Origin of the sequence: Cellulomonas wangleii (assembly GCF_018388445.1) — a bacterium.
Classification (GTDB): Bacteria; Actinomycetota; Actinomycetes; order Actinomycetales; family Cellulomonadaceae; genus Cellulomonas; species Cellulomonas wangleii.
Genome location: NZ_CP074405.1, coordinates 2,948,238 through 2,969,889, shown reverse-complemented (window position 1 = coordinate 2,969,889; position 21,652 = coordinate 2,948,238). Strand labels below are relative to the sequence as shown.

Sequence of the window (21,652 nt, the reverse complement as noted above, 5' to 3'; positions counted from 1 at the left end):
GGCTCCGACGTGCACACCCTGATCACCCTGACCGCCCCTGCCGTCGTGCCGACGGCCGCCGGTGGCGTCTCCTCCGTCGCCTGGTCCGGCGCCCAGGCGGCCGTGTGGCTCGTGGCGCTGCCGCTGCTGTCGTCCGCGGTGCTGCTGCTGCTCGGCCGCCGCGCCGACCGGTGGGGCCACTGGCTCGGCGTGCTGGCCTCGGCCGCGTCGTTCGTCGTCGGCCTGGTCCTGCTCGTCGGCCTGCTGGGGCTGCCCGCGGACCAGCGCGTCCAGGACGTCGACCTCGGCACCTGGCTGGACGCCGGCGCGCTGAGCATCGGCGCCGGCCTGCGGGTGGACCCGCTGTCGCTGACGTTCGTGCTGCTGGTGACGTTCGTCGGCACCCTGATCCACGTGTACTCCGTGGCGTACATGGAGCACGACGCGGCCCGCCGCCGGTTCTTCGCCTACCTCAACCTCTTCGTCGCGGCCATGCTGCTGCTGGTCCTGGCGGACTCGTACGCGCTGCTGTTCGTCGGCTGGGAGGGCGTCGGTCTCGCGTCGTACCTGCTCATCGGCTTCTGGAACCACCACACGCCGTACGCGGTGGCGGCGAAGAAGGCGTTCGTGGCCAACCGCGTCGGCGACGTCGGCCTCCTGGTCGCGATGGGGCTGCTGTTCGCCACCTTCGGGAGCCTGGACTTCGCGACCGTCGACGCCGGCGTGGCCGGGGCGTCCGAGGGCACCCTGACCCTCGTGGGCCTGGCGCTGCTGCTCGCCGCGTGCGGCAAGTCGGCGCAGTTCCCGCTGCAGTCTTGGCTCGGCGACGCGATGGCCGGCCCCACCCCGGTCTCGGCGCTCATCCACGCCGCGACCATGGTGACGGCGGGTGTCTACCTCATCATCCGCTCGGGCGCGGTGTTCACCGCGGCGCCGACCGCCCAGCTCGTGGTCGCCGTCGTCGGTGCGATCACGCTGCTGTTCGGTGCGGTCGTCGGCTGCGCCAAGGACGACATCAAGAAGGCGCTCGCCGCCTCGACGATGTCCCAGATCGGCTACATGGTGCTCGCCGCAGGCCTCGGGCCCATCGGCTACGCCTTCGCGATCTTCCACCTCGTGACCCACGGCTTCTTCAAGGCCGGCATGTTCCTGGGCGCCGGGTCCGTCATGCACGGCATGGACGACCAGGTCGACATGCGGCGCTTTGGCGGCCTGGGCCGGTACATGAAGATCACGTACTTCACGTTCATGGCCGGCTGGCTGGCGATCCTCGGCATCCCGCCGTTCGCCGGGTTCTTCAGCAAGGACAAGATCATCGAGGCCGCGTTCGTCCCCGTGGACGGCGAGCCGTGGCGCGCCTGGGTGTTCGGCACCGTGGCGCTCGTGGGTGCAGGCATCACCGCGTTCTACATGTCGCGCCTGTTCTTCATGACGTTCGAGGGCCAGAGGCGCTGGAGCACCCGGCGTGACGGTTCCGAGCAGCACCCGCACGAGTCGCCCGCCCTCATGACGTGGCCGATGATCGTCCTCGCGGTCGGCTCGGTGGGTCTGGGCTGGGTGCTCAGCACGGTCGGGTTCGTCGAGTGGCTCGAGCCGTCCGTGGGGCACACCGAGCACGAGGAGCCGGTGCTCGCCGTCCCCGTGCTCATCGCCCTCACGCTGATCGCCGTCGCCCTGGGCCTCGTGCTGGCGTGGCGCCGCTACGCGGTCTCGGCCGTGCCGGTGACGCCGCCCCTGGGCACCGCGCTGACGCGCGCCGCCCGCGTGGACCTCTACCAGGACGCCGTCAACGACGCGCTGCTCGTGGAGCCCGGCCAGTACCTGACGCGGTCGCTGGTGTACGGCGACAAGGCCGTGGTCGACGGTGCGGTCACCGGCCTCGGCCGTGCCACCGTCGCCCTGGGCGACCTGGTGCGGCGCGTGCAGAACGGGTTCGCCCGCTCCTACGCGGCCGCCATGGTCGTCGGTGTGGTCGTGCTCGCGTTCGTCGTCCTCGCCGTGCGCGGCTGACCGAAGAGTCGACAGGAGAACCGGAACAGATGTCGAACCTCCCCTGGCTCACCGCGCTGGTGGTGCTGCCGCTGCTCGGAGCCGTGGCCCTGTGGCTGCTGCCCGCCGGCGCGCGACCGCGCACGCGTGCCGTCGCGCTCGGGTTCGCGCTCGCCGAGGTCCTGCTCGTCGTCGGGGCCTTCGCGGCCTTCGACACGGGCACCGCGGCGACGCACCAGCTCGTCGAGACCGCCCCGTGGATCCCGGCGCTCGGCGTGTCGTGGGCCCTCGGCGTCGACGGCGTCGGCCTGGCGCTGATCGCGATGTCCGCGGTGCTCGTGCCGCTCGTCGTGCTGGCCGCCTGGCGCGAGCAGGGCTCCGCCGACGGCCCCACCGACCGGCTGCGCCACTACCTGGCGCTCGTGCTGCTGCTCGAGGCGTTCATCGTCCTCGTGTTCGCGGCGCGCGACGTGTTCCTGTTCTACGTCGTCTTCGAGGCGATGCTCATCCCCGTCTACTTCATGATCGGGGCGTTCGGCGGCGCGCAGCGGCGCTACGCCGCGGTGAAGTTCCTGCTGTACTCGCTGGCGGGCGGGCTGATCATGCTCGTGGGCGTGATCGCGCTGTACCTGCAGGGCCCCGGCGGCCCCGAGGGCTTCCTCACCGAGAACCTGGTCGGGCTCGACCTGGACCCGACGGTCGAGAAGTGGCTCTTCCTGTCGTTCTTCCTCGCGTTCGCGATCAAGGCCCCGATGTTCCCGGTGCACACGTGGCTGCCGGACGCGGCGCAGCAGGCGCCCGCCGGCACCTCGACGCTCCTGGTCGGCGTGCTCGACAAGGTCGGCACCTTCGGGATGCTCACGCTGTGCCTGCCGCTGTTCCCGGGGGCGTCCCGCTGGGCGGCCCCCGTGATCATCGTGCTCGCGGTCGTCTCGGTGCTCTACGGCGCACTGCTGGCGATCGGGCAGAAGGACATGATGCGCCTGGTCGCGTACACCTCGGTGTCGCACTTCGGCTTCATCGTCCTGGGCATCTTCGCCTTCACCTCGACGTCGATCGCCGGCTCGTCGTTCTACATGGTCAACCACGGCCTGTCGACGGGTGCGCTGTTCCTGCTCGTGGGCTTCCTCGCGGCGCGGCGCGGCTCGCAGCAGATCGTGGACTTCGGTGGGCTGCAGAAGGTCGTCCCGGTCATGGCGGGTCTCTTCCTGGTCGTCGGCCTGTCGGCGCTGTCGCTGCCCGGGCTGTCGACCTTCGTCAGCGAGTTCCTCGTCATCGTCGGCACCTTCGCCCGGCACCCCGCTGCCGCGGTCGTCGCGACGCTCGGCGTGGTGCTCGCCGCGATCTACGTGCTCTGGCTCTACCAGCGGGTGTTCACCGGTCCGGTGCGCCCCGAGCTGGCGGACCTGCCCGACGCGTCCGGCCGCGAGCGGTGGGTCGTGGGCCCGCTGATCGCGCTCATGCTGGTCCTCGGGTTCCTGCCCGGCCCGGCGCTCGACCTGGTCCGGCCACCCGCGGTCGAGAGCGTCGCCCAGCTGGGCCTCGACGACGTCCAGCCCGCGGTGAGCACCGCGACCCCCGCCGGTACGGAAGGGAGTGACCAGTGAGCGGCTTCACCGCCCCGGAGATCGCATGGGGGCCGATGACGCCCCTGCTGGTCGTGCTGCTGGCGGCCGTCGTGGGTGTGCTCGTCGAGGCGTTCGTGCCCGCCGCGCGCCGGCGGACCGTCCAGCTCGTCCTCACGCTGGGTGCCCTGGCCGGCGCGCTGCTGGCCGTCGCCGCGCTGTGGTCCGACGTCGAGCGCACGGGCGGCACCGACGTGCTGTCCGGTTCGCTGGTGGTCGACGGCCCCACGCTCGTGCTGCAGGCGACCATCGCGCTGCTCGCCCTGCTGTCCACTCTCCTGTTCGCGGACCGGGTCGCCGGCGGCGAGGACGCGTTCGCGCCGTCCGCGGCGGCCGTGCCCGGCTCGGACTACGAGGAGCTGGCCCGGCGCAAGGGGCTGCGCCAGACCGAGGTCTACCCGCTGCTGCTGTTCGCCACCGGCGGCATGATGCTGTTCCCCGCGACCACCGACCTGCTGACGCTGTTCGTCGCGCTCGAGGTCCTGTCCCTCCCGCTGTACCTGCTGTCCGGCATGGGACGCCGCCGCCGCCTGCTGTCGCAGGAGGCGTCGATGAAGTACTTCCTGCTGGGTGCCTTCGTCTCCGCCCTCATGCTGTTCGGCATCGGCCTGCTCTACGGGTACGCCGGGTCCCTGCGGTACGCGGACATCGCGGCGGCGACGACCACGCCCAACGGGATGGAGGGGCTGCTCGTCGTGGGCGCCCTGCTGCTCCTGGCCGGGCTGTTCTTCAAGGTCGGCGCCGTGCCGTTCCACATGTGGACGCCGGACGTCTACCAGGGCGCGCCGACCCCGGTCACCGCGTTCATGGCGGCGTGCACCAAGGTCGCCGCCTTCGGGGCGCTGCTGCGGGTCGTCTACGGGATGCTCCCGACCATGGCCTGGGACCTCGAGGTGGTCCTGTGGATCGTGGCCATCGTCACCATGGTCGTGGGCACGGTCGCCGCGCTGGTCCAGACCGACGTCAAGCGGCTGCTGGCGTACTCCTCGATCGCGCACGCCGGGTTCGTCCTGACGGGCATCGTGGCGCTCGACGAGGCGGGCATCACCGCCGTGCTGTTCTACCTGCTGGCGTACGGCGCGACCACGGTCGGTGCGTTCGGCCTGGTCAGCCTGGTGCGCGAGCAGGGCACGGGGGACGACGACGGCCCGGTCGTGCTCGGGGAGGCCACGCGCCTGTCGCAGTGGGCCGGCCTGGGCCGCAGCCACCCGGTCGCGGCGGTCACCTTCACGCTGTTCCTGCTGTCGTTCGCGGGGATCCCGCTGACCGCGGGCTTCGTCGGCAAGTTCGCGGTCTTCTCCGCGGCGGTCGAGGGCGGCGCCTGGCAGCTCGCCCTGGTGGGCGTGCTGGCGTCGGCGGCGGCGGCGTTCTTCTACGTCCGGATCATCGTCCTGATGTTCTTCACGGACCCGCAGGAGGCGCCGGGCGTCGCCGGTGAGACCGCGCCCGGTCTCACGTCGGACGCGACCCCCGATGTGGCACCGGAGCCCGCGACCGCGGTCGAGCCCGTCGAGACCGTCGGCGTCCCGTCCGTGGCCGTCGCGGAGCCCGTGCGGGCCGCCCGGACGACCGTCGCCGCCGGCGAGGGTCTGACGGTCGTCGCGGTGGGGATCTGTGCCGTCCTCACGGTCGTGCTCGGGGTCGCCCCGTCGCCCGTGCTCGACGCCATCGCGTCCGTGGCGCTCCTGCTGCCGTGAGCACCCGGACGTGCGGGGTGCGGTGCGAACCGGGAGTCACCGGACATCGCGGTCGCCCGGTTCCGCCGTTGCGCCGTGGGGCGGATAGGTTCGTGCCGTGACAACCGCACTCGCCCTCCCGCTCCACGACGCCGCACTCGCCGAGCGCCTCACCGGGCGTCTCGGGCTCGTCGAGGAGCTCCTGCGCGACGCCGTCACGTACGCCGACCCGATCGCGCACGACGCCTCGAGCCACCTGGTCAACGCGGGCGGCAAGCGGCTGCGCCCGCTGCTCACCCTCCTCACGGCCGAGCTGGGCGACGGCGGTCGGCGCGAAGTGGTGGACGCGGCCGCGGTCGTCGAGCTCACGCACCTGGCGACGCTGTACCACGACGACGTCATGGACTCCGCGCCGCTGCGGCGCGGTGCGCCGTCCGCGCACGAGGTCTGGGGCAACTCCGTCGCGATCCTCACCGGCGACCTGCTGTTCGCGCGGGCGTCGTCGATCGTCTCGGGGCTCGGCCCCGAGGCCGTGCGGATCCAGGCGCAGACGTTCGAGCGGCTCTGCCTCGGCCAGCTGCACGAGACGGTCGGCCCGCGGCCCGACGAGGACCCGGTCTCCCACTACCTGCAGGTGCTGGCCGACAAGACGGCCTCGCTCATCGCGACGTCCGCCCGCTTCGGCGCGATGTTCGCCGGCTGCCGCCCGGACGCGGTGCGCACGGTCACGCAGTTCGGCGAGACCATCGGTGTCGCGTTCCAGCTGGCCGACGACGTCATCGACCTCACCTCCGACGGCACCGTGACGGGCAAGACCCCCGGCACGGACCTGCGTGAGGGCGTGCCGACCATGCCGGCCCTGCTGCTGCGCTCGCGCGCCGCCTCGGCGCCGGTCGGGTCCGCGGACCGCGACGTGCTGGCGCTGCTCGACGCGGACCTGTCGGACGACGCCGACCTCTCGGCGGCCGTCGAGGCGCTGCGGGAGCACGAGGTCGTCTCGCTGACGCGCCGCCGCGCCGTCGACCTCGCCCGCCAGGCCGTCACCGAGCTGGCCCCGCTGCCCGCCGGGCCGGTGAAGGACGCCCTGGTCGCGTTCGCCGACGCGCTCGTCGACCGGGCGTCGTGACGCGGGAGCGGTGATGGTCGGGGGCGTGCGGCTGCGGTCCGGCGTCGCCACGGACCAGGCGGCCCGGGAGACCAACGAGGACACGGCCTGGGCGGCCGACGGGCTGTTCGTCGTCGCCGACGGCATGGGCGGCCACGAGGCCGGTGAGGTCGCGTCCCGCCTCGCCGTCGAGGTGGTCGCCACCCTGGCCGGGACCGGACCCACGCTGGACGACGTCACCCACGTCGTGCGCGAGGCGCACCGCCGCGTCCGGGAGCTGCCCGCCGAGGGCGAGCGCCGGCCCGGCACGACCCTGACCGGGGTGGTCGTCACCGAGCACGCGGGGGTGCCCTGCTGGGTGGTGCTCAACGTCGGTGACTCGCGCACCTACCGCATGGTCGGGGGCATGCTCGAGCAGCTCACCCGGGACCACTCGGAGGTCGCCGAGCTGGTCGAGCAGGGCCTCGTCGCGGTGGAGGACGCACCGCGCCACCCCCGGCGCCACGTCGTGACGCGGGTGCTCGGCGGGGCGTCGTCGAACGTCGACCCCGAGCTGAGGATGTTCCCCGTGAGCGCGGGGGACCGGATGGTGGTGTGCTCCGACGGCCTGACCGACGCGCTGCCCGACGCCCGGGTGCAGGCGGTGCTGCGGGCGGAGCGTCACCCGGGAGCGGCGGCCGACCGGCTGGTGCGCGAGGCGCTCGCGGCGGGCGCGCAGGACAACGTCACCGTGGTGGTCGTGGACGCGCTCGGAGTCACCCCCTCGCCTGCCGGTGGTCGCGACCCCGGCATGGCACGATGACGGCTCACCCGACCCCCGAGGAGCGTCTGTGAGCACCCGTGCCTCGGCACCCCGCTGCGCCTCGTGCGGCATGCCGCTCGCCCCGGACGCGGAGTCCTGCGCGGTCTGCGGGGCGCGTGTCCCGCTGATCGCCCGGCCCGCCGTCGACGAGGACGGCGCCGGCGACGACGAGGTCCGCCCCGCGTCCGGTGCCGTGCCGGTCGGCGCGCTGCCGGTGCCACCGGTCGTGGACGACCGCGTGCTCACGCCGTCCGTGCCGACGGCCCCGACCGACGTCCTGACGGTCGTGGGCGTGGCGACACCCCCGGCGCAGGTGGCCGACCCCGCCGGACCCGCGACGCCTCCCCGGTACGACGCGGCAGCGGCCGCGCGCGACGTGCGCGCCGCGGGCCGCCCGCCCCGGCCCGAGGGTGACGGCGCGGTGCCGGGCGTCGGGCCGCGCGTGCTCGCGTACGCGATCGACCTGCTCCTGCTGGTCGTCGTGGCGGTCCTCATGGTGTTCGTCGTCCGCGTGACCGACGGTGCGGCCGCTCCTGCGGCGCTCCTGGTCGTGCCGCTCGTCGGTCTCGGCCAGCTTCTCGCCGAAGGCCTGCGGGGGGCCACCCTGGGCGCGTACCTCACGGGTCTGCGCACGGTCGACGCGCGCACGGGTGGCACGCCGGGTGTGCCGCGCGCGTTCGTCCGGCAGCTGGTGGTGGCACTCGGCTCGTTGGTCGCGGGCGTGGGCAACTGGGTCGTGGCCGCGTCGGCCGCGTGGGACTCCTCGCCGCAGCGCCGCGGGTGGCACGACAGGGCGTCCGGCACCGCGGTCGTCGCGGCCGGTGCACCGTCGCAGCCCTCCGCCGGTCCCGCGGCCACGCGCAGCGCGGCCACGCGCGGCGCGGCGCCGCGGGTGGCCGACGCCCGCCCCTGGACGCCGACCCCGCCGCCGGGGCGCGAGCCGGTGCCGTCGGCCGGCCCGCCCACGTCGACGTCCCCGGCGACCGAGCCGTCGACGGACGGGTTCCCCGCCGTGGGCGCCCCGCTGGAGGTGTCGTTCCGGCTGCCGCCCGTGGCACCGGCCGAGGTGCCCGTACCCCCGGCTCCCGACCTGGTGCGCCCGGCGCCCACGGCCCTGGACCCCGCCCCGGCACCGGCCGCTGCACGGCCCGACCTGCTTCCCCCGCCGCCCGAGGTCGGCCGGCGTGAGCGGGGCGGGGCGCGCGCGCCCGTGACCCCGGCTCCCGCCGCGCCGGGGCTGCCGACCGAGGACGACCTGGCCGAGCTGGAGCACACCCGCGTGCGCGACCCCGGCACGCTGCGACGTCGCACCGGCACGCTGGCCCTGCACTTCGACACCGGCGAGCGCGTGCGCGTCGTCGGCCGAGGGCTGGTGGGCCGGGGGCCGCGCGCCGAGGACGGCCAGGACATCCTGCACGTCGTCGTGCTGAGCGACGCCGCGCGCTCCCTGTCGCGGGTGCATGCCGAGTTCGGGCCGGAGCCCGGCGAGGACGAGGGTGCGGCGATCTGGGTGAGCGACCGCGGGTCCACCAACGGGACCGTCGTCGTCGATCCCGCCGGCGCGGCCCGGGTGCTGCCCGCCGGCGCCCGTGCGGTGGTCCGCGCGGGGTGGACGGTCCGGCTGGGCGACCGTGAGGCGCGGGTCGAGGACGACTGACGCCTGCTGCGCAGGACGGGCCGTCGGTCAGACGGTCGGCGGCGCGGGCGAGGGCGAGGGCGGGGTCGGCACCCCGGGTCGGCGCCGGGCGTGCCGCACACCGTCCACGGTGAGCACGATCAGCGCCACCCACACGAGCGCGAAGCCCCACCAGCGGGCAGGCGGCATCTGCTCGCCCGCCACCAGGACCCCGATCGCCAGCTGCAGCACGGGCGTCAGGTACTGCAGCAGCCCGACGGTCGACAGGGGCAGGCGCCGCGTGGCGGAGTTGAACAGCAGCAGGGGGACGGCGGTGAGGACGCCGGTGCCCATCAGCGCCAGGCCGTGCAGGCTCGGCGCGAACGTGCCCTGGCCGGCCGCGTGCAGCCACAGCAGGTAGCCGAGCGCCACGGGCACCAGGACGACGGTCTCGGCCGCCAGCCCCGGCAGCGCGCCGACGCGGGGCCCGAGGCGGCTCTTGATGAGCCCGTAGGTCCCGAAGCTCGCCGCGAGCACGAGGGCGATCCAGGGCAGTCGCCCGTACCCCACGGTGATCACCACGACGGCGGCCGCGCCGAAGGTGACGGCGGCCCACTGCACGGGGCGCAGGCGCTCACCCAGCACGACCACCGCCAGCGCGATGGTCACGAGCGGGTTGATGAAGTACCCGAGCGCCGCGTCGACGACGTGGCCCGTGGTGACGCCGTGGACGAAGACCAGCCAGTTGACGGCCAGCAGCACGGCCGCCAGCGTCAGGCGCAGGACGAGCCCGCGGTCGCGCAGGAGGGCGACGAACGCGCCCCAGGTGCGGGTGACCAGCAGCAGGACGAGGCAGAACAGCAGGGACCACACCACACGGTGGGCGATGACCTCGACGGGCCCGGCGGGGGACAGCAGCGGGAAGTACAGGGGGAGCGCGCCCCACAGGGCGTACGCCGCGACCCCCGCGGCGAGCCCGGCGCGCTGGGTGGTGGCTGGTGCGGGCACGGGGTGACTGTAGGCCTTCGGCGCGCCACGGCCTGGTGTCCGCATGGCGGGATGTCCGTATCGTGGAGTGGACGTCGAGCATCATCGGCGTCGCGTCCTAGACTTGTCGGCGCACTGCTCTCGCACCGACGGCGAGGCGTACGGCCGCAGGGGCAGCCCGCAGCGGGTCCGGACGTCCGACGTGCGAGCGCCCCCACAGCGGAAGGCAACCTGGTCACGTGAGCACCCCGACCCTACGCGTCGCGATCGTCGGCGCCGGCCCGGCCGGCATCTACGCGGCCGACATCCTGTCGAAGACCGGTCTCGACGTCAGCATCGACCTGTTCGAGCGGCTGCCCGCGCCGTTCGGCCTGGTCCGCTACGGCGTGGCGCCCGACCACCCGCGCATCAAGCAGATCATCGTCGCGCTGCACAAGGTCCTGGAGCGGGGGGACATCCGGCTGCTGGCGAACGTGGACTACGGCACGGACCTCAAGCTCGACGACCTGCGCACCTTCTACGACGCGGTCATCTTCTCCACCGGCTCGATCCGGGACGCGGCGCTGCCGATCCCCGGCATCGACCTGGACGGCTCCTACGGCGCCGCGGACTTCGTGTCCTGGTACGACGGGCACCCCGACGTCCCGCGCACGTGGCCGCTGGAGGCGCAGCACGTCGCCGTCCTCGGCGCCGGCAACGTCGCGCTCGACGTCGCACGCATCCTGGCGAAGCACGCCGACGACCTGCTGCCCACCGAGGTCCCGGCCAACGTCTACGACATCCTCAAGCAGAACCCCGTCACCGACGTGCACGTGTTCGCGCGCCGCGGGCCGGCGCAGGCCAAGTTCTCGCCGCTGGAGCTGCGCGAGCTCGGCCACGTGCCGGACGTCGACACCATCGTCTACCCCGAGGACTTCGAGTTCGACGACGGCTCGATGGCCGCCATCCACTCGAGCAACCAGACCAAGCAGGTCGTCAAGACCCTCACGGACTGGACGCTCAAGGAGCCCGAGGACCTCACCGCCTCGCGCCGCATCCACCTGCACTTCCTGCACAAGCCGGTCGAGGTGCTGGGCGAGGACGGCAAGGTGGTCGGTCTGCGGACCGAGCGCACCGCCCTGAACGGGGACGGCAACGTCACCGGCACCGGGCAGTTCCACGACTGGCCGGTCCAGGCGGTCTACCGCGCCGTCGGCTACTTCGGCTCGCCGCTGGTCGACATCCCGTTCGACGAGGTCGCGGGGGTCATCCCCAACCGCGAGGGTCGCGTCATCGACGTCGACGGTGACCAGCTGCCCGGGGTGTACGCCACGGGCTGGATCAAGCGCGGCCCCGTGGGCCTCATCGGTCACACCAAGTCGGACGCGTCCGAGACGATCCGGCACCTCGGCGAGGACGTGGCCGAGGCGGGGGAGGCCTTCTTCACGGCCACCGAGCGCGACCCGCAGGCCGTGGTGGACTTCCTCGAGCAGCGGGGCGTCGAGGCCATCCAGTGGCAGGGCTGGGAGCTGCTGGACGCGTACGAGCGGTCGCTGGGCGAGCCGCAGGGGCGCGAGCGCGTCAAGCTCGTGCCGCGCGAGCACATGGTCGCGGTGGCCCTGGGACGCGAGCTCCCGCAGGACTGAGCACGACCGCTGCCCCGGACGCCGACGCGTCCGGGGCAGCGCTGTGCCGGGGTCCTGCGCGCCGGACGGCGTCACGACGCCACGCGCCCACGCCGGGGAACGTCGGCCCGCCGCGTGGCGTTGTGACTGGTGCGGACGGACGTGGGTGCCGGACGCGGGGAGGACGAGGACGCAGATGGGTCACCGGCACTACAACGGGCTGAAGACGGCGGCGCTGTTCGGCGCTCTGTGGGCCGTGCTGCTGGGCATCGGATGGCTGCTGGGCGGCGGTCCGCAGTACCTCTGGCTGTTCACGGCGCTGGGCCTGGTGATGACCGCGTACAGCTACTGGAACTCCGACAAGATCGCGATCCGCGCCATGCGGGCGCGGCCGGTCAGCGAGATCGAGCAGCCCACGATGTACCGCATCGTCCGCGAGCTCTCGACGGCCGCCCGGCAGCCCATGCCGCGGCTGTACGTGTCGCCGACGATGGCGCCCAACGCGTTCGCGACGGGTCGCAACCCCCAGAACGCGGCGGTGTGCTGCACCGAGGGGATCCTCGCGATCCTCGACGAGCGCGAGCTGCGCGGGGTGCTCGGCCACGAGCTCATGCACGTCTACAACCGCGACATCCTCACGTCGTCGGTGGCCGCGGCGGTCGCCGGCGTCATCACGTCGCTGGCCCAGTTCGCCATGTTCTTCGGTGGCGGGGACCGGCGCGAGGGCGCCAACCCCGTCGCGGGCCTGCTGATGGTGTTCCTGGCGCCCCTGGCCGCGACCATGGTGCAGCTCGCGATCTCCCGCACCCGCGAGTACGACGCGGACGAGGACGGCGCGCGGCTCACCGGCGACCCGCTGGCCCTGGCGTCCGCGCTGCGCAAGCTCGAGGCCGGGGCCGCCGCCCGGCCGCTGCCCCAGGACCGTGAGCTGGTGGACGTCTCCCACCTCATGATCGCCAACCCGTTCCGCGGCGCCGGCGTCGGTCGCCTGTTCGCGACCCACCCGCCGATGCCGGACCGGATCGCGCGCCTGGAGGCCATGGCGGGCGGGCCCGTCACCCGCTACTGAGCACGACGCGCTGCCGCAGGCCGACCGGGCTCCCGGTCGGCCTGCGCGCTGTGCGGACCGTCAGCGGTAGTTGACGAACTGGAGCGCCGCGTCCACGTCGGCGCCCTTCAGCAGCGCGATGACGGCCTGCAGGTCGTCACGGCTCTTGGCGGAGACCCGCAGCTCGTCGCCCTGGATCTGCGTCTTGACGCCCTTGGGGCCCTCGTCGCGGACGATCTTCGCGAGCTTCTTGGCGACCTCGGTGCTCAGCCCTTCCTTGATGGACGCGGCCAGGCGGTACTCCTTGCCCGAGGGCTTGGGCTCGCCGTCGCCCGTGTCGAGCGACTTCAGCGAGATGTTGCGCTTGATCAGCTTGGTCTGGAAGACGTCCAGCACCGCCAGCACGCGCTCGGGGGAGTTGGCGACCATGAGGATGCTCTCGCCGCTCCACGCGATGGACGCCCCCACGCCCTTGAAGTCGTAGCGCTGCGCGATCTCCTTCGCGGCCTGGTTCAGCGCGTTGTCGACCTCCTGGCGGTCGACCTTGCTGACGACGTCGAACGACGACTCGCTCGCCATGCTGCTCCCTCCCGGCCCCCCGGTGGGGGTGCCTGCTGGTCCGTCCGACGAGGGCGTGGGCGGGGCACGTCCGGTGCCGTCGGACCCCTGTCGCGGGTCCGGCCACGGGCCGGTGTGCGCGAGCCCCCCTCGGACTTGCTATCCTTCCATCCGCACGCCGCTCGCGCGGACGCGCCGGCCCCGCCGTCCGTGGGGGTCGACGTGGTCGACGGGTCGGTGCTCCTTGGCGGGTTACCCGAGTGGCCAAAGGGGGCTGACTGTAAATCAGCTGGCAACGCCTACGGGGGTTCGAATCCCTCACCCGCCACGCACCGGAGGGGCCGTCCTGACCAGGACGGCCCCTCCGCCGTCCCCGGGGTCACGCCGCCCGGGCCGGTGCGCGCCGCCCCGTGAGGCGGCGCGCGGGCCTCAGCAGGTCCAGGTGCCCTGCGTGATGCTCACGGTGCTGCCCTCGTCGCGGGTGTCGAAGACGCCGGCGTCCTCCTCGGACCCGAACGCCACCCCCACGCCCACCGGCTCGCCGTAGCCCGTGACGCCGCTGAGCGCGTCCTGCGCGCCGGACTGGCAGCTCGGGGCCCAGGGCTCCACCTCGTAGCCCTCCTCGGCCAGCCGCTCGACCTCCGTCGCGAGCGCCGGGTCGTCGCCGCTCTCGGCGATCGCGGTCCAGACGACCCAGAACTCGCCGTCGGCGTCGGCGGGGGTGACGGCTGCCGGCCAGTCGGCGGTCGAGGGGTCCACGCCCTGGTCGCCGCTGCAGGCGGCCAGGAGGAGGGTGGCGGACAGGGCGGCGGCCGCGGCGAGGCGGCCGCGCGGGTGGGTGCGCATGCGCCGGATCGTGGCACGCACCCTCGGTGCGCGCGACGAACTGAAACGCTTCGGATCGCGCTCGGGCGACCGACGGAGACGTCCGGACGGGGGTGTGGCGGAGCCGATTTCCGACCACGGCGGAGCCCGTGTACTCTGGTCCGCGCTGCCCCGATAGCTCAGTCGGCAGAGCGTCTCCATGGTAAGGAGAAGGTCAAGGGTTCGATTCCCTTTCGGGGCTCTGTGGTATGTCACGGGCCGATCGTCCTCGGACGGTCGGCCCGGGACACGACCGCTGTGGCGGGATAGCTCAGGTGGTTAGAGCACACGGCTCATAATCGTGGTGTCGCGGGTTCGAATCCCGCTCCCGCTACCACGTACGGCGATCATCCGTCGCAGCAGCGCGCGTCGGCCGGCGCGCGCCAGGAGAAGAGCGCAGCCCCAGCGGGGCGCGAGAGGTGACACGAACATGGCCAGCAAGAGCGCGGACGTCCGCCCGAAGATCACGCTCGCCTGCACGGAGTGCAAGGAGCGGAACTACATCACCAAGAAGAACCGTCGGAACACGCCCGACCGGCTCGAGATGAAGAAGTACTGCCCGCGTGACAACAAGCACACGGTGCACCGCGAGACCCGCTGACGCGGTCCTCGTCACCCACTGACCGCCGACGTGCCGGTCGACACCTCCTTCGCCGGGCGGGGCTACCCGCCCGGCGACGTGTATGTGGTCTCGCGCGAGAAGCTGCGGGAGTTCGCCGAGGCGACGGGTGCCACGCACCCGGCCCACACCGACCCGGAGGCCGCACGCGCCCTGGGGTACCCGGACGTCGTGGCGCCCCCGACGTTCGCGGTCGTGGTGGCGCAGCGCGCCGAGGCGCAGTACGTGGACGACCCGGCCGCGGGCATCGACTTCAGCCGCGTGGTCCACGCCGACGAGCGCTTCACGCACCACCGCCCGATCCACGCCGGTGACCGGCTGGCGACCACGCTGCACGTCGACGCCGTCACCCAGCGTGCAGGGCTCTCGATGATCACGACGCGCTGCGAGATCGCCGACGCCGACGGGGCCCCCGTCGCCACCGTGGTGTCCACCCTCGCGGTGCGCCCCGAGGACGCCGCGTGAGCGCCCCCGCCCGCCCCGTGCTCGCCGACCTGGCGGTCGGGCAGGAGGTCGCGCGCCGCACGGTCACGGTCGACCGTGCGCGCCTCGTGCGCTACGCCGGGGCGTCCGGCGACTTCAACCCGATCCACTGGAACGAGCGCGTCGCGACGGCGGTCGGTCTGCCGGGCGTCATCGCGCACGGCATGTGGACGATGGGTGCGGCGGCGGCCGTCCTGGCCGACTGGGCGGGCGACCCGGGTGCGGTCCTGGACTACCAGGTGCGCTTCACGCGCCCCGTGGTGGTCCCGGACCCGGGCGAGGTCGCCGTCGAGGTCGTCGCGACCGTCGGCGCCCTGGACGCCGAGGCCGGGACCGTGCGCCTCGACCTCACGGTGAGCGTCGACGGTGCGCGCGTGCTCGGCCGCGCGCAGGCGGTCGTCCGGCTCGTCTGACCGGGCCGGCGGGCGGCCGGTCGGACGTCCGCGGACGTCAGGCGTCCGGCGGGACCGGTCCGGTCGTGGTGCCGACGCGCAGCTGCACGGGCAGCACGCGGGGCTCGGGCATGCGGCCCGCGAGCAGGTCCTCGACCGCCTGCCCGATCGCGGCGCCCTTCTCGGCCAGTGGCTGGGCGACGCTGGTCAGCACGTCGGGTGCCAGCCACGGCAGGTCGAGCCCGTCGAACCCGGCGACCGACACGTCCTGCGGCACCCGCAGGCCGAGCTCGCGGGCGGCGAGCACGACGCCGGAGGCCAGCAGGTCCGACTGGCAGACGACCGCCGTGGGGCGGTCCGGGCCGGACAGCAGCGCGCGCCCGGCGGCGGCACCGTTCTCGACCAGGGACGCGGGCGTCTCGTAGACGACCGTGGGGGACACCCCGGCGTCGGTGAGCCCGGAGAGCCGACGTCGGGTGATCTCCCAGGAGAGCTGGGCCAGGCGACCGGCGTCCGCGGGGCCCTCGGCGCGCTCGCGGTCGAACGGCAGCGTCACCGTGGCGATGCGGGTGTGCCCCAGGTCGAGCACGTGCCGCGCGAGCTCGGCCATGCCACCGTGGTCGTCGATGCCGACGGCGGCCACGTCGGGCTGGGGCGTGCCCTCGACCAGGACCGCGGGCGTGCCGCGCCGGCGCAGCATCTCCAGCACGGGGTCGTCGCTGGTGCCGCCCCACATCTGCACGGCGACGTCCATCGCCGCGGAGCTCAGCAGCGGGTCGACCGCGGGCTGCGACGCGTCGTCGGGGCCGGGGATGAGCAGGACGCCGAGCCCGAGGGGGCCGAGGGTGGCGGTCAGGCCGTCGAGGACCTGGACGGCGACGGGGTCGCGGAAGGCGCGGCGCAGGGCGTCGCCCATGATGACGCCGACGATGCCCGAGCGGCCGCGGCGCAGCTGGCGGCCCAGCGGGTTGGGGCCCGCGTACCCGAGCTCCTGCGCGGCCTGCAGGACCCGCGCACGAGTGGCCTCCGCGATCGGCCCGGAGCCGGAGAACGCCAGCGAGGCGGTGGAGACGGACACCCCGGCGCTCGCGGCGACGTCGGCCAGGGTGGTGCGCTGCACGGACAGGGCTGACCTCCGGGGCCGGCGAGGGGCGTGGGTGACGTTTGACGTCGCGGTCAGCGTACCCGCAGGATGGTCGCGTCCCCTCATATCGATTCGATCGCGCACCCCATCGATCGAATCGATTCGAGGCCGCAGCGGCCCGCGTCGCGCGGCCCGCAGCACCCGTACCCCGGAGCCCTCCCGTGACCCGCCCCCACCCGCCGGCCGTCGCCCGTGCCCGCCTCCTGCTCGTCGGGCTGTTCGCCGTCGCCGGCACCGCGTTCGCGAGCTGGCTGGCGCGCATCCCCACCGTGCGCGACCTGCTCGACCTCGGCACCGCGGACCTGGGGCTCCTGCTCCTGGTCGGGTCGATCGGCTCGCTGGTCACCGTCACCGTCTCCGGCATGGTGCTGCAGCGCCTCGGCACCCGCCGGGTGCTGGTCGCCTCCACGGTGCTGCTGGGCACCGCGCTGGTGCTGCTCGGCGTCGGGCCGACGGTCGGCTCGCGTGCCCTGCTCGCCGTGGGCATCTTCCTCAACGGCGTGGCCGTGGCCCTGGGCAACGTGGCCATGAACGTGGAGTCCGCCCGCGTCGAGCGCGCGCTCGGGCGCACCGTGATCCCGCAGTTCCACGCCGCGTTCTCCGTCGGTGCCGTCGTCGGGTCCGGCGCCGGTGCGCTCGCCTCCGCCGTCGGGGTCCCGGTGGGCGTCCAGCTGCCCGTCACCGCCGCCGTCGTGGTGGTGTGGCGGCTCGCGTCCCTGCGCGGCGTCGTGCTGCCGCCCTCCGAGGTCGAGGCGGGGGAGCGGGCCGGGGTCCGTCCGCTCGTACGCGCCGCCGGCTCCTCCCGCCTGCAGCACGGCGCCCGGCGGCTGGGGACGGCGCTCGACGCCTGGCGGGAGCCGCGCACGCTGCTCGTGGGCGTCGTCGTGCTGGCCGCGGCGTTCTCCGAGGGCGCTGCCAACAACTGGCTGTCCCTCGCGGTCGTCGACGGGTTCGGCCGCAGCGAGTCCGTGGGCGGTGCCGTGCTGGGCCTGTTCGTCGCGGCGATGACCGTGGTGCGGCTGGTCGGCACGCGGCTGCTCGACCGGTTCGGTCGCGTGGCCGTGCTCCGTGCGTCGGGTGCCGCGTCGGTCACCGGTCTCCTGGCGTTCGGGTTCGCCCCCACGCTCGGCCTGGCCGGGGCGGGTGTCGTGCTGTGGGGTGCGGGGGCCGCGCTGGCGGTCCCCATCGGGATCGCGGCCGCCTCCGACGAGCCCGTCCGCGCCGCCGGACGTGTCGCCGTGGTGTCCGCCTTCGCCTCCATGGCCTCCCTGGTCGCGCCGCCCGTGCTCGGCCTGGCGGCCGAGTCGGTGGGGGCACGTCGCGCGCTCGTGCTCATCGTCGTGGCCATGATCGCCAGCGTCGTGGTGGCACCGGCCGTCGCACGTCGCCCCGTCGCCGCGGTGACGCCGGGGATCCCCACCCCCCGGGCGCCCGCCGACGACGCGGTCGTCACCGGGTCGGGCACGCCGGACGTCCCCGCCCCGGCACCCGCGTCGGGCGACGACGCACCGCACCGCGCCGCGCGCGTCCGCCGGCACCGTCCGCCGCCCCGACCGCGCACGCGACGCCGTCGGACGCCGGATCGACCCCCGACACCGGGAGGAGCACGATGAGCCGCGTGGAGGACGTCCGCAGCACCCCGACCCGCGAGGTCCGGGTGGCGTCGGCGGCGGTGTTCGCCGTGTTCCTGCTCTCCGGTGTCAACTTCGCCTCGTGGGCGGCGCGGCTGCCGGCGGTGCGTGACGCGCTCGGCCTGACCCCCGAGCGCATGGGTGTGCTGCTGCTGGTCGGTGCCGCGGGGTCGCTGGTCGCGCTTCCCCTGTCGGGCCTGGTCGTGGAGCGGCTGGGTGCCCGGCGCACGGTCCTGGCCTTCGCCGTCGTCAACGGGGCCGGCTACGGCGTCGCGTCGTTCGGGGTCGCGCTCGACCTGGTGGTGCTCGTGGGTGCCGGCCTCGTGCTGGTCGGCATCGGGGCGGGGGTCTGGGACGCCGCGATGAACCTCGAGGGCGCGGTCGTCGAGCAGCGCCTGGGCCGCACCGTCATGCCGCGGTACCACGCGGGGTTCTCCTTCGGGACCATGGGCGCCGCAGGCCTGGCCGCCGTGCTGGCGGCCCTGCACGTGCCGGTGCAGGTCCACCTCCCCGTCGTCGTCGCGCTGGCCTGCGTGGCCACGGCCGTCGCGGTCCGCTCGTTCCTCGCCGAACCGGCCCACCAGCACGACCCGGCGTCGACGGAGGCCGCCGCGCCGCGCGGTGCGCGCGCCGCCGTGGGGGCGTGGCTCGAGCCGCGCACGCTGCTCATCGGCCTGGTGGTGCTGGCCGCCGCGCTCACCGAGGGGGCTGCCAACGACTGGGTCAGCCTGGCGGTGGTCGACGGGTTCGGGACCACCCACGCCACGGGCGCCGTCGGGTTCGCGCTCTTCGTCACCGCCATGACCGCCATGCGGATGTTCGGCACGGTGCTGCTCGACCGGTACGGGCGCGTCGTCGTGCTGCGCCTGTGCGCGCTCCTGGCGGGGGTCGGTCTGCTCGTCTTCGGCCTGGCCGACCAGCTCTGGCTGGCGCTCGCGGGCGTGGTGGTCTGGGGCATGGGTGCCGCCCTGGGGTTCCCCGTGGGCATGAGCGCCGCGGCGGACGACCCGGTGCGCGCCGCCCAGCGCGTCGCCGTCGTGTCGACCATCGGGTACTCCGCGTTCCTCGCCGGCCCGCCGCTGCTGGGTCTGCTCGCCGAGCACGTCGGCTACCGGCAGGCGCTGCTCGCCATCCTCGTGCCCGTCGTGCTCGGACTCGTGGTGACCGGCGCCGCACGCCCCCTGCCCGTGCGTGACGCGGCCCCCGCGGACGTGGCGGACGGTCCCGCGGACTAGCCTGGTCGCGTGGAGCTCGACACCTGCGCCCTGCCCGGCCCGCCCCCCGAGCCGGCCCACCCGGCCGTCCCGACGCACCCCGGCACCCCTGCGCTCGCGGACCTCACGACGCTGCACGTCGGCGGGCCTGCCACGCGCTACGTCGAGACCACCACCGAGGCCGAGCTCGTCGAGACGGTCCGCGCGGCCGACGCCGCCGGTGAGCCGCTGCTGGTCCTGGGCGGTGGGTCCAACGTGCTGGTGGGCGACGCGGGGTTCCCCGGGGTGGTCGTGCGCGACGTCCGCGGTGGCATCGAGGTCCCCGACGCGTCCGCGTGCGGCGGGGTGACGGTGACGGTCCCTGCGGGCACGGTGTGGGACGACGTCGTGGCCTACGCCGTCCAGCACGGGCTCGTCGGCGTCGAGGCGCTCTCCGGGATCCCGGGCTCGACGGGCGCGACCCCCGTGCAGAACGTCGGCGCGTACGGTCAGGAGGTCGCCCAGACCGTCGCCCAGGTCCGGGTGTGGGACCGCGGCCGCGGGCGCGTGCGGACCCTGCCGTTCGTCACCCTCGGGTTCGGCTACCGCACGTCGGTGCTCAAGCGCTCGATGCGCCCGGACCCGGCAGACCCGGCCGCGCCCTGGGGTCCGACGCCCCGGTACGTGGTGCTCGACGTGACCTTCCAGATGAAGGAGGGCTCGTTGTCGGCGCCCGTGGGGTACCCGGAGCTGGCGCGTGCTCTCGACATCACCGTGGGGGAGCGGGCACCGCTGGCCGACGTGCGCGCCGCCGTCCTGGCCCTGCGGGCACGCAAGGGCATGGTGCTCGACGCCTCCGACCGCGACACGTGGAGCGCGGGGTCGTTCTTCACCAACCCGGTCGTCGCGGACGCCGGCTCGCTGCCTGCCGACGCCCCGCGCTGGCCGATGCCCGACGGAGCCGTGAAGACCAGCGCCGCGTGGCTCATCGAGCACGCCGGGTTCTCGCGCGGGTACGGCGCACCCGGCCCGGCGACCCTGTCGACCAAGCACACCCTGGCGCTCACGAACCGCGGCGAGGCGCGCGCGGACGACCTCCTCGCCCTCGCGCGGACCGTGCGCGACGGCGTGCGCGACCGCTTCGGCGTGGTCCTGGAGCCCGAGCCGGTCCTGGTGGGCGTCACGCTCTGAACGCGGCGGACGGCACCGGACCGCGTCGGACCGCCGACCGCGTCGGTCCTGCGTCGGCGTCAGTCCTGCGTCGGCTCCGTCGCGAGCCAGGCGTCGACCCCGGCCAGCAGCCGGGCGCGGGTCGCCGGTGAGGCCGCGCTCGCCGTGATCGACGAGCGCGCCAGGTCCGCCAGCGCGTGGTCGTCGAACCCGTGCTCCTCGCGCGCGATGCGGTACTGGTCGCCCAGGCGCGAGCGGAAGAGCAGCGGGTCGTCGGCCCCGAGCGCGACCCGCGCGCCCGCGTCCACCAGGGTCCGCAGCGGGACGTCGGCCGCCGTGGGGTACACGCCCAGGGACACGTTCGACGCGGGGCACACCTCGAGCGCGACCTCCTCCTCGACCACCCGGGCCAGCACCCGCGGGTCCTCCGCGCTGCGCACACCGTGCCCCAGGCGGTCCGGGCGCAGGTGGTCGAGCACCTCCTCGACGTGAGCCGGGCCCAGCAGCTCCCCACCGTGCGGGACGGACCGCAGCCCCGCACGGTGCGCGATCGTGAAGGCGGGGGCGAACTGCTCGGTCTCCCCGCGGCGCTCGTCGTTCGACAGGCCGAACCCGATCACGCCACCCGCGCCGTCACCGGCGTGCCGCGCCGCCAGCCGCGCCAGCGTCCGTGCCTCCAGCGGGTGCCGCATGCGGGACGCGGCGACCACGACGCCCACCTCGACGCCGGTCGCGGCCTGCGCCGCCCGCGCCTCGTCCAGCACGATCTCCAGCGCGGGGGTGATGCCGCCGACGTACGGTGCGTACGACGTGGGGTCCACCTGGATCTCGAGCCGGCCCGAGCCCTCCGCGGCGTCGTCCGCCGCGGCCTCCGCGACGATCCGGCGCATGTCCGCCTCGGAGCGCACGCACGCACGGGCCGCGTCGTACATGCGCTGGAACCGGAACCAGCCGCGCTCGTCCGCCGGCACCACCAGCGGGTCGGCGTCGAGCAGCACGTGGGGCAGGCGGATGCCGTGCAGCTCCGCGAGCTCGGCCAGCGTCTCCACGCGCATCGACCCCGTGAAGTGCAGGTGCAGGTGTGCCTTGGGCAGCAGGCTGAGGTCGCGCATCGGGTCCAGTCTGCCAGCCGGCACGGGACCGGTCGCGCGGGCCGGTACCGGGTCGG

At 74.5% G+C, this 21,652-nt stretch carries 19 protein-coding genes and 3 tRNA genes; 17 read left to right on the top strand and 5 right to left on the bottom strand.

The window, feature by feature from the left end; all coding sequences use genetic code 11:
• The first annotated feature begins 9 nt into the window (after nt 1–9).
• The 6 genes from nuoL (at nt 10) to KG103_RS13630 (ending at nt 8,833) form a co-directional block, all read left to right on the top strand.
• Complete coding sequence (gene nuoL / locus KG103_RS13655; RefSeq protein WP_207339091.1) at nt 10–1,989, top strand: NADH-quinone oxidoreductase subunit L; 1,980 nt, start codon at nt 10–12, stop codon at nt 1,987–1,989.
• A gap of 29 nt (nt 1,990–2,018) precedes the next feature.
• Nucleotides 2,019–3,575 carry an NADH-quinone oxidoreductase subunit M gene (locus tag KG103_RS13650; protein ID WP_207339090.1) on the top strand — a complete coding sequence of 519 codons (1,557 nt, stop codon included), beginning with the start codon at nt 2,019–2,021 and terminating at the stop codon, nt 3,573–3,575.
• Nucleotides 3,572–5,290, top strand: a complete 1,719-nt coding sequence (nuoN, locus tag KG103_RS13645; protein ID WP_207339089.1) for an NADH-quinone oxidoreductase subunit NuoN — start codon at nt 3,572–3,574, stop codon at nt 5,288–5,290. The genes KG103_RS13650 and nuoN overlap by 4 nt, the downstream gene beginning before the upstream one ends.
• A 97-nt stretch (nt 5,291–5,387) precedes the next feature.
• On the top strand, nt 5,388–6,395 hold the full coding sequence (locus tag KG103_RS13640; RefSeq protein WP_207339088.1) for a polyprenyl synthetase family protein: 1,008 nt from the start codon (nt 5,388–5,390) through the stop codon (nt 6,393–6,395).
• 13 nt (nt 6,396–6,408) lie between these two features.
• Nucleotides 6,409–7,176 carry a PP2C family protein-serine/threonine phosphatase gene (locus KG103_RS13635; protein WP_207339087.1) on the top strand — a complete coding sequence of 256 codons (768 nt, stop codon included), beginning with the start codon at nt 6,409–6,411 and terminating at the stop codon, nt 7,174–7,176.
• A gap of 28 nt (nt 7,177–7,204) precedes the next feature.
• Complete coding sequence (locus KG103_RS13630; protein ID WP_207339086.1) at nt 7,205–8,833, top strand: RDD family protein; 1,629 nt, start codon at nt 7,205–7,207, stop codon at nt 8,831–8,833.
• A 27-nt stretch (nt 8,834–8,860) separates the two neighbouring features.
• On the opposite strand, the gene rarD is transcribed toward KG103_RS13630, so the two are convergent.
• Nucleotides 8,861–9,799 carry an EamA family transporter RarD gene (rarD, locus tag KG103_RS13625; RefSeq protein WP_249670585.1) on the bottom strand — a complete coding sequence of 313 codons (939 nt, stop codon included), beginning with the start codon at nt 9,797–9,799 and terminating at the stop codon, nt 8,861–8,863.
• A 218-nt stretch (nt 9,800–10,017) separates the two neighbouring features.
• On the opposite strand from rarD, the gene KG103_RS13620 reads away from it, so the two are divergent.
• Nucleotides 10,018–11,403 (top strand): FAD-dependent oxidoreductase, encoded by a 1,386-nt coding sequence (locus KG103_RS13620; protein WP_207339084.1) that lies wholly within the window; start codon nt 10,018–10,020, stop codon nt 11,401–11,403.
• A 175-nt stretch (nt 11,404–11,578) separates the two neighbouring features.
• Nucleotides 11,579–12,451, top strand: a complete 873-nt coding sequence (gene htpX, locus KG103_RS13615) for a zinc metalloprotease HtpX (RefSeq protein ID WP_207339083.1) — start codon at nt 11,579–11,581, stop codon at nt 12,449–12,451.
• Nucleotides 12,452–12,511: 60 nt separating this feature from the next.
• Here the strand turns inward: htpX and KG103_RS13610 are convergent, their stop codons facing one another.
• On the bottom strand, nt 12,512–13,009 hold the full coding sequence (locus KG103_RS13610) for a YajQ family cyclic di-GMP-binding protein (protein ID WP_207339082.1): 498 nt from the start codon (nt 13,007–13,009) through the stop codon (nt 12,512–12,514).
• Between the two features lie 225 nt (nt 13,010–13,234).
• On the opposite strand from KG103_RS13610, the gene KG103_RS13605 reads away from it, so the two are divergent.
• Nucleotides 13,235–13,316 (top strand) — tRNA-Tyr (locus KG103_RS13605).
• A 101-nt stretch (nt 13,317–13,417) separates the two neighbouring features.
• Here the strand turns inward: KG103_RS13605 and KG103_RS13600 are convergent.
• Nucleotides 13,418–13,834 (bottom strand): hypothetical protein, encoded by a 417-nt coding sequence (locus tag KG103_RS13600; protein ID WP_207339081.1) that lies wholly within the window; start codon nt 13,832–13,834, stop codon nt 13,418–13,420.
• A gap of 147 nt (nt 13,835–13,981) precedes the next feature.
• On the opposite strand from KG103_RS13600, the gene KG103_RS13595 reads away from it, so the two are divergent.
• From KG103_RS13595 to KG103_RS13575, 5 genes are all read left to right on the top strand, one after another.
• Nucleotides 13,982–14,054 (top strand) — tRNA-Thr (locus tag KG103_RS13595).
• A 58-nt stretch (nt 14,055–14,112) separates the two neighbouring features.
• Nucleotides 14,113–14,189: transfer RNA gene (locus tag KG103_RS13590), tRNA-Met, on the top strand.
• Nucleotides 14,190–14,282: 93 nt separating this feature from the next.
• On the top strand, nt 14,283–14,453 hold the full coding sequence (gene rpmG, locus KG103_RS13585; protein WP_089798398.1) for a 50S ribosomal protein L33: 171 nt from the start codon (nt 14,283–14,285) through the stop codon (nt 14,451–14,453).
• Between the two features lie 30 nt (nt 14,454–14,483).
• Nucleotides 14,484–14,936 (top strand): MaoC family dehydratase N-terminal domain-containing protein, encoded by a 453-nt coding sequence (locus tag KG103_RS13580; protein ID WP_207339080.1) that lies wholly within the window; start codon nt 14,484–14,486, stop codon nt 14,934–14,936.
• Nucleotides 14,933–15,367 (top strand): MaoC/PaaZ C-terminal domain-containing protein, encoded by a 435-nt coding sequence (locus KG103_RS13575; protein ID WP_207339079.1) that lies wholly within the window; start codon nt 14,933–14,935, stop codon nt 15,365–15,367. Before KG103_RS13580 ends, KG103_RS13575 begins: the two co-directional genes overlap by 4 nt.
• Before the next feature lie 37 nt (nt 15,368–15,404).
• Here the strand turns inward: KG103_RS13575 and KG103_RS13570 are convergent, their stop codons facing one another.
• On the bottom strand, nt 15,405–16,472 hold the full coding sequence (locus KG103_RS13570; protein WP_243656195.1) for a LacI family DNA-binding transcriptional regulator: 1,068 nt from the start codon (nt 16,470–16,472) through the stop codon (nt 15,405–15,407).
• A 179-nt stretch (nt 16,473–16,651) separates the two neighbouring features.
• On the opposite strand from KG103_RS13570, the gene KG103_RS13565 reads away from it, so the two are divergent.
• Genes KG103_RS13565 through KG103_RS13555 form a run of 3 tightly spaced genes read left to right on the top strand, consistent with a single transcriptional unit; the run spans nt 16,652 to nt 20,505 of the window.
• Nucleotides 16,652–18,103, top strand: a complete 1,452-nt coding sequence (locus KG103_RS13565; protein WP_249670584.1) for an MFS transporter — start codon at nt 16,652–16,654, stop codon at nt 18,101–18,103.
• A complete protein-coding gene (locus KG103_RS13560; RefSeq protein WP_207339077.1) occupies nt 18,100–19,356 on the top strand; it encodes an MFS transporter in 1,257 nt (418 codons plus the stop codon). The genes KG103_RS13565 and KG103_RS13560 overlap by 4 nt, the downstream gene beginning before the upstream one ends.
• A gap of 9 nt (nt 19,357–19,365) precedes the next feature.
• On the top strand, nt 19,366–20,505 hold the full coding sequence (locus KG103_RS13555; protein WP_207339076.1) for a UDP-N-acetylmuramate dehydrogenase: 1,140 nt from the start codon (nt 19,366–19,368) through the stop codon (nt 20,503–20,505).
• A gap of 59 nt (nt 20,506–20,564) precedes the next feature.
• Here the strand turns inward: KG103_RS13555 and KG103_RS13550 are convergent, their stop codons facing one another.
• Nucleotides 20,565–21,596 carry an adenosine deaminase gene (locus KG103_RS13550; protein ID WP_207339075.1) on the bottom strand — a complete coding sequence of 344 codons (1,032 nt, stop codon included), beginning with the start codon at nt 21,594–21,596 and terminating at the stop codon, nt 20,565–20,567.
• Between the last annotated feature and the right edge of the window lie 56 nt (nt 21,597–21,652).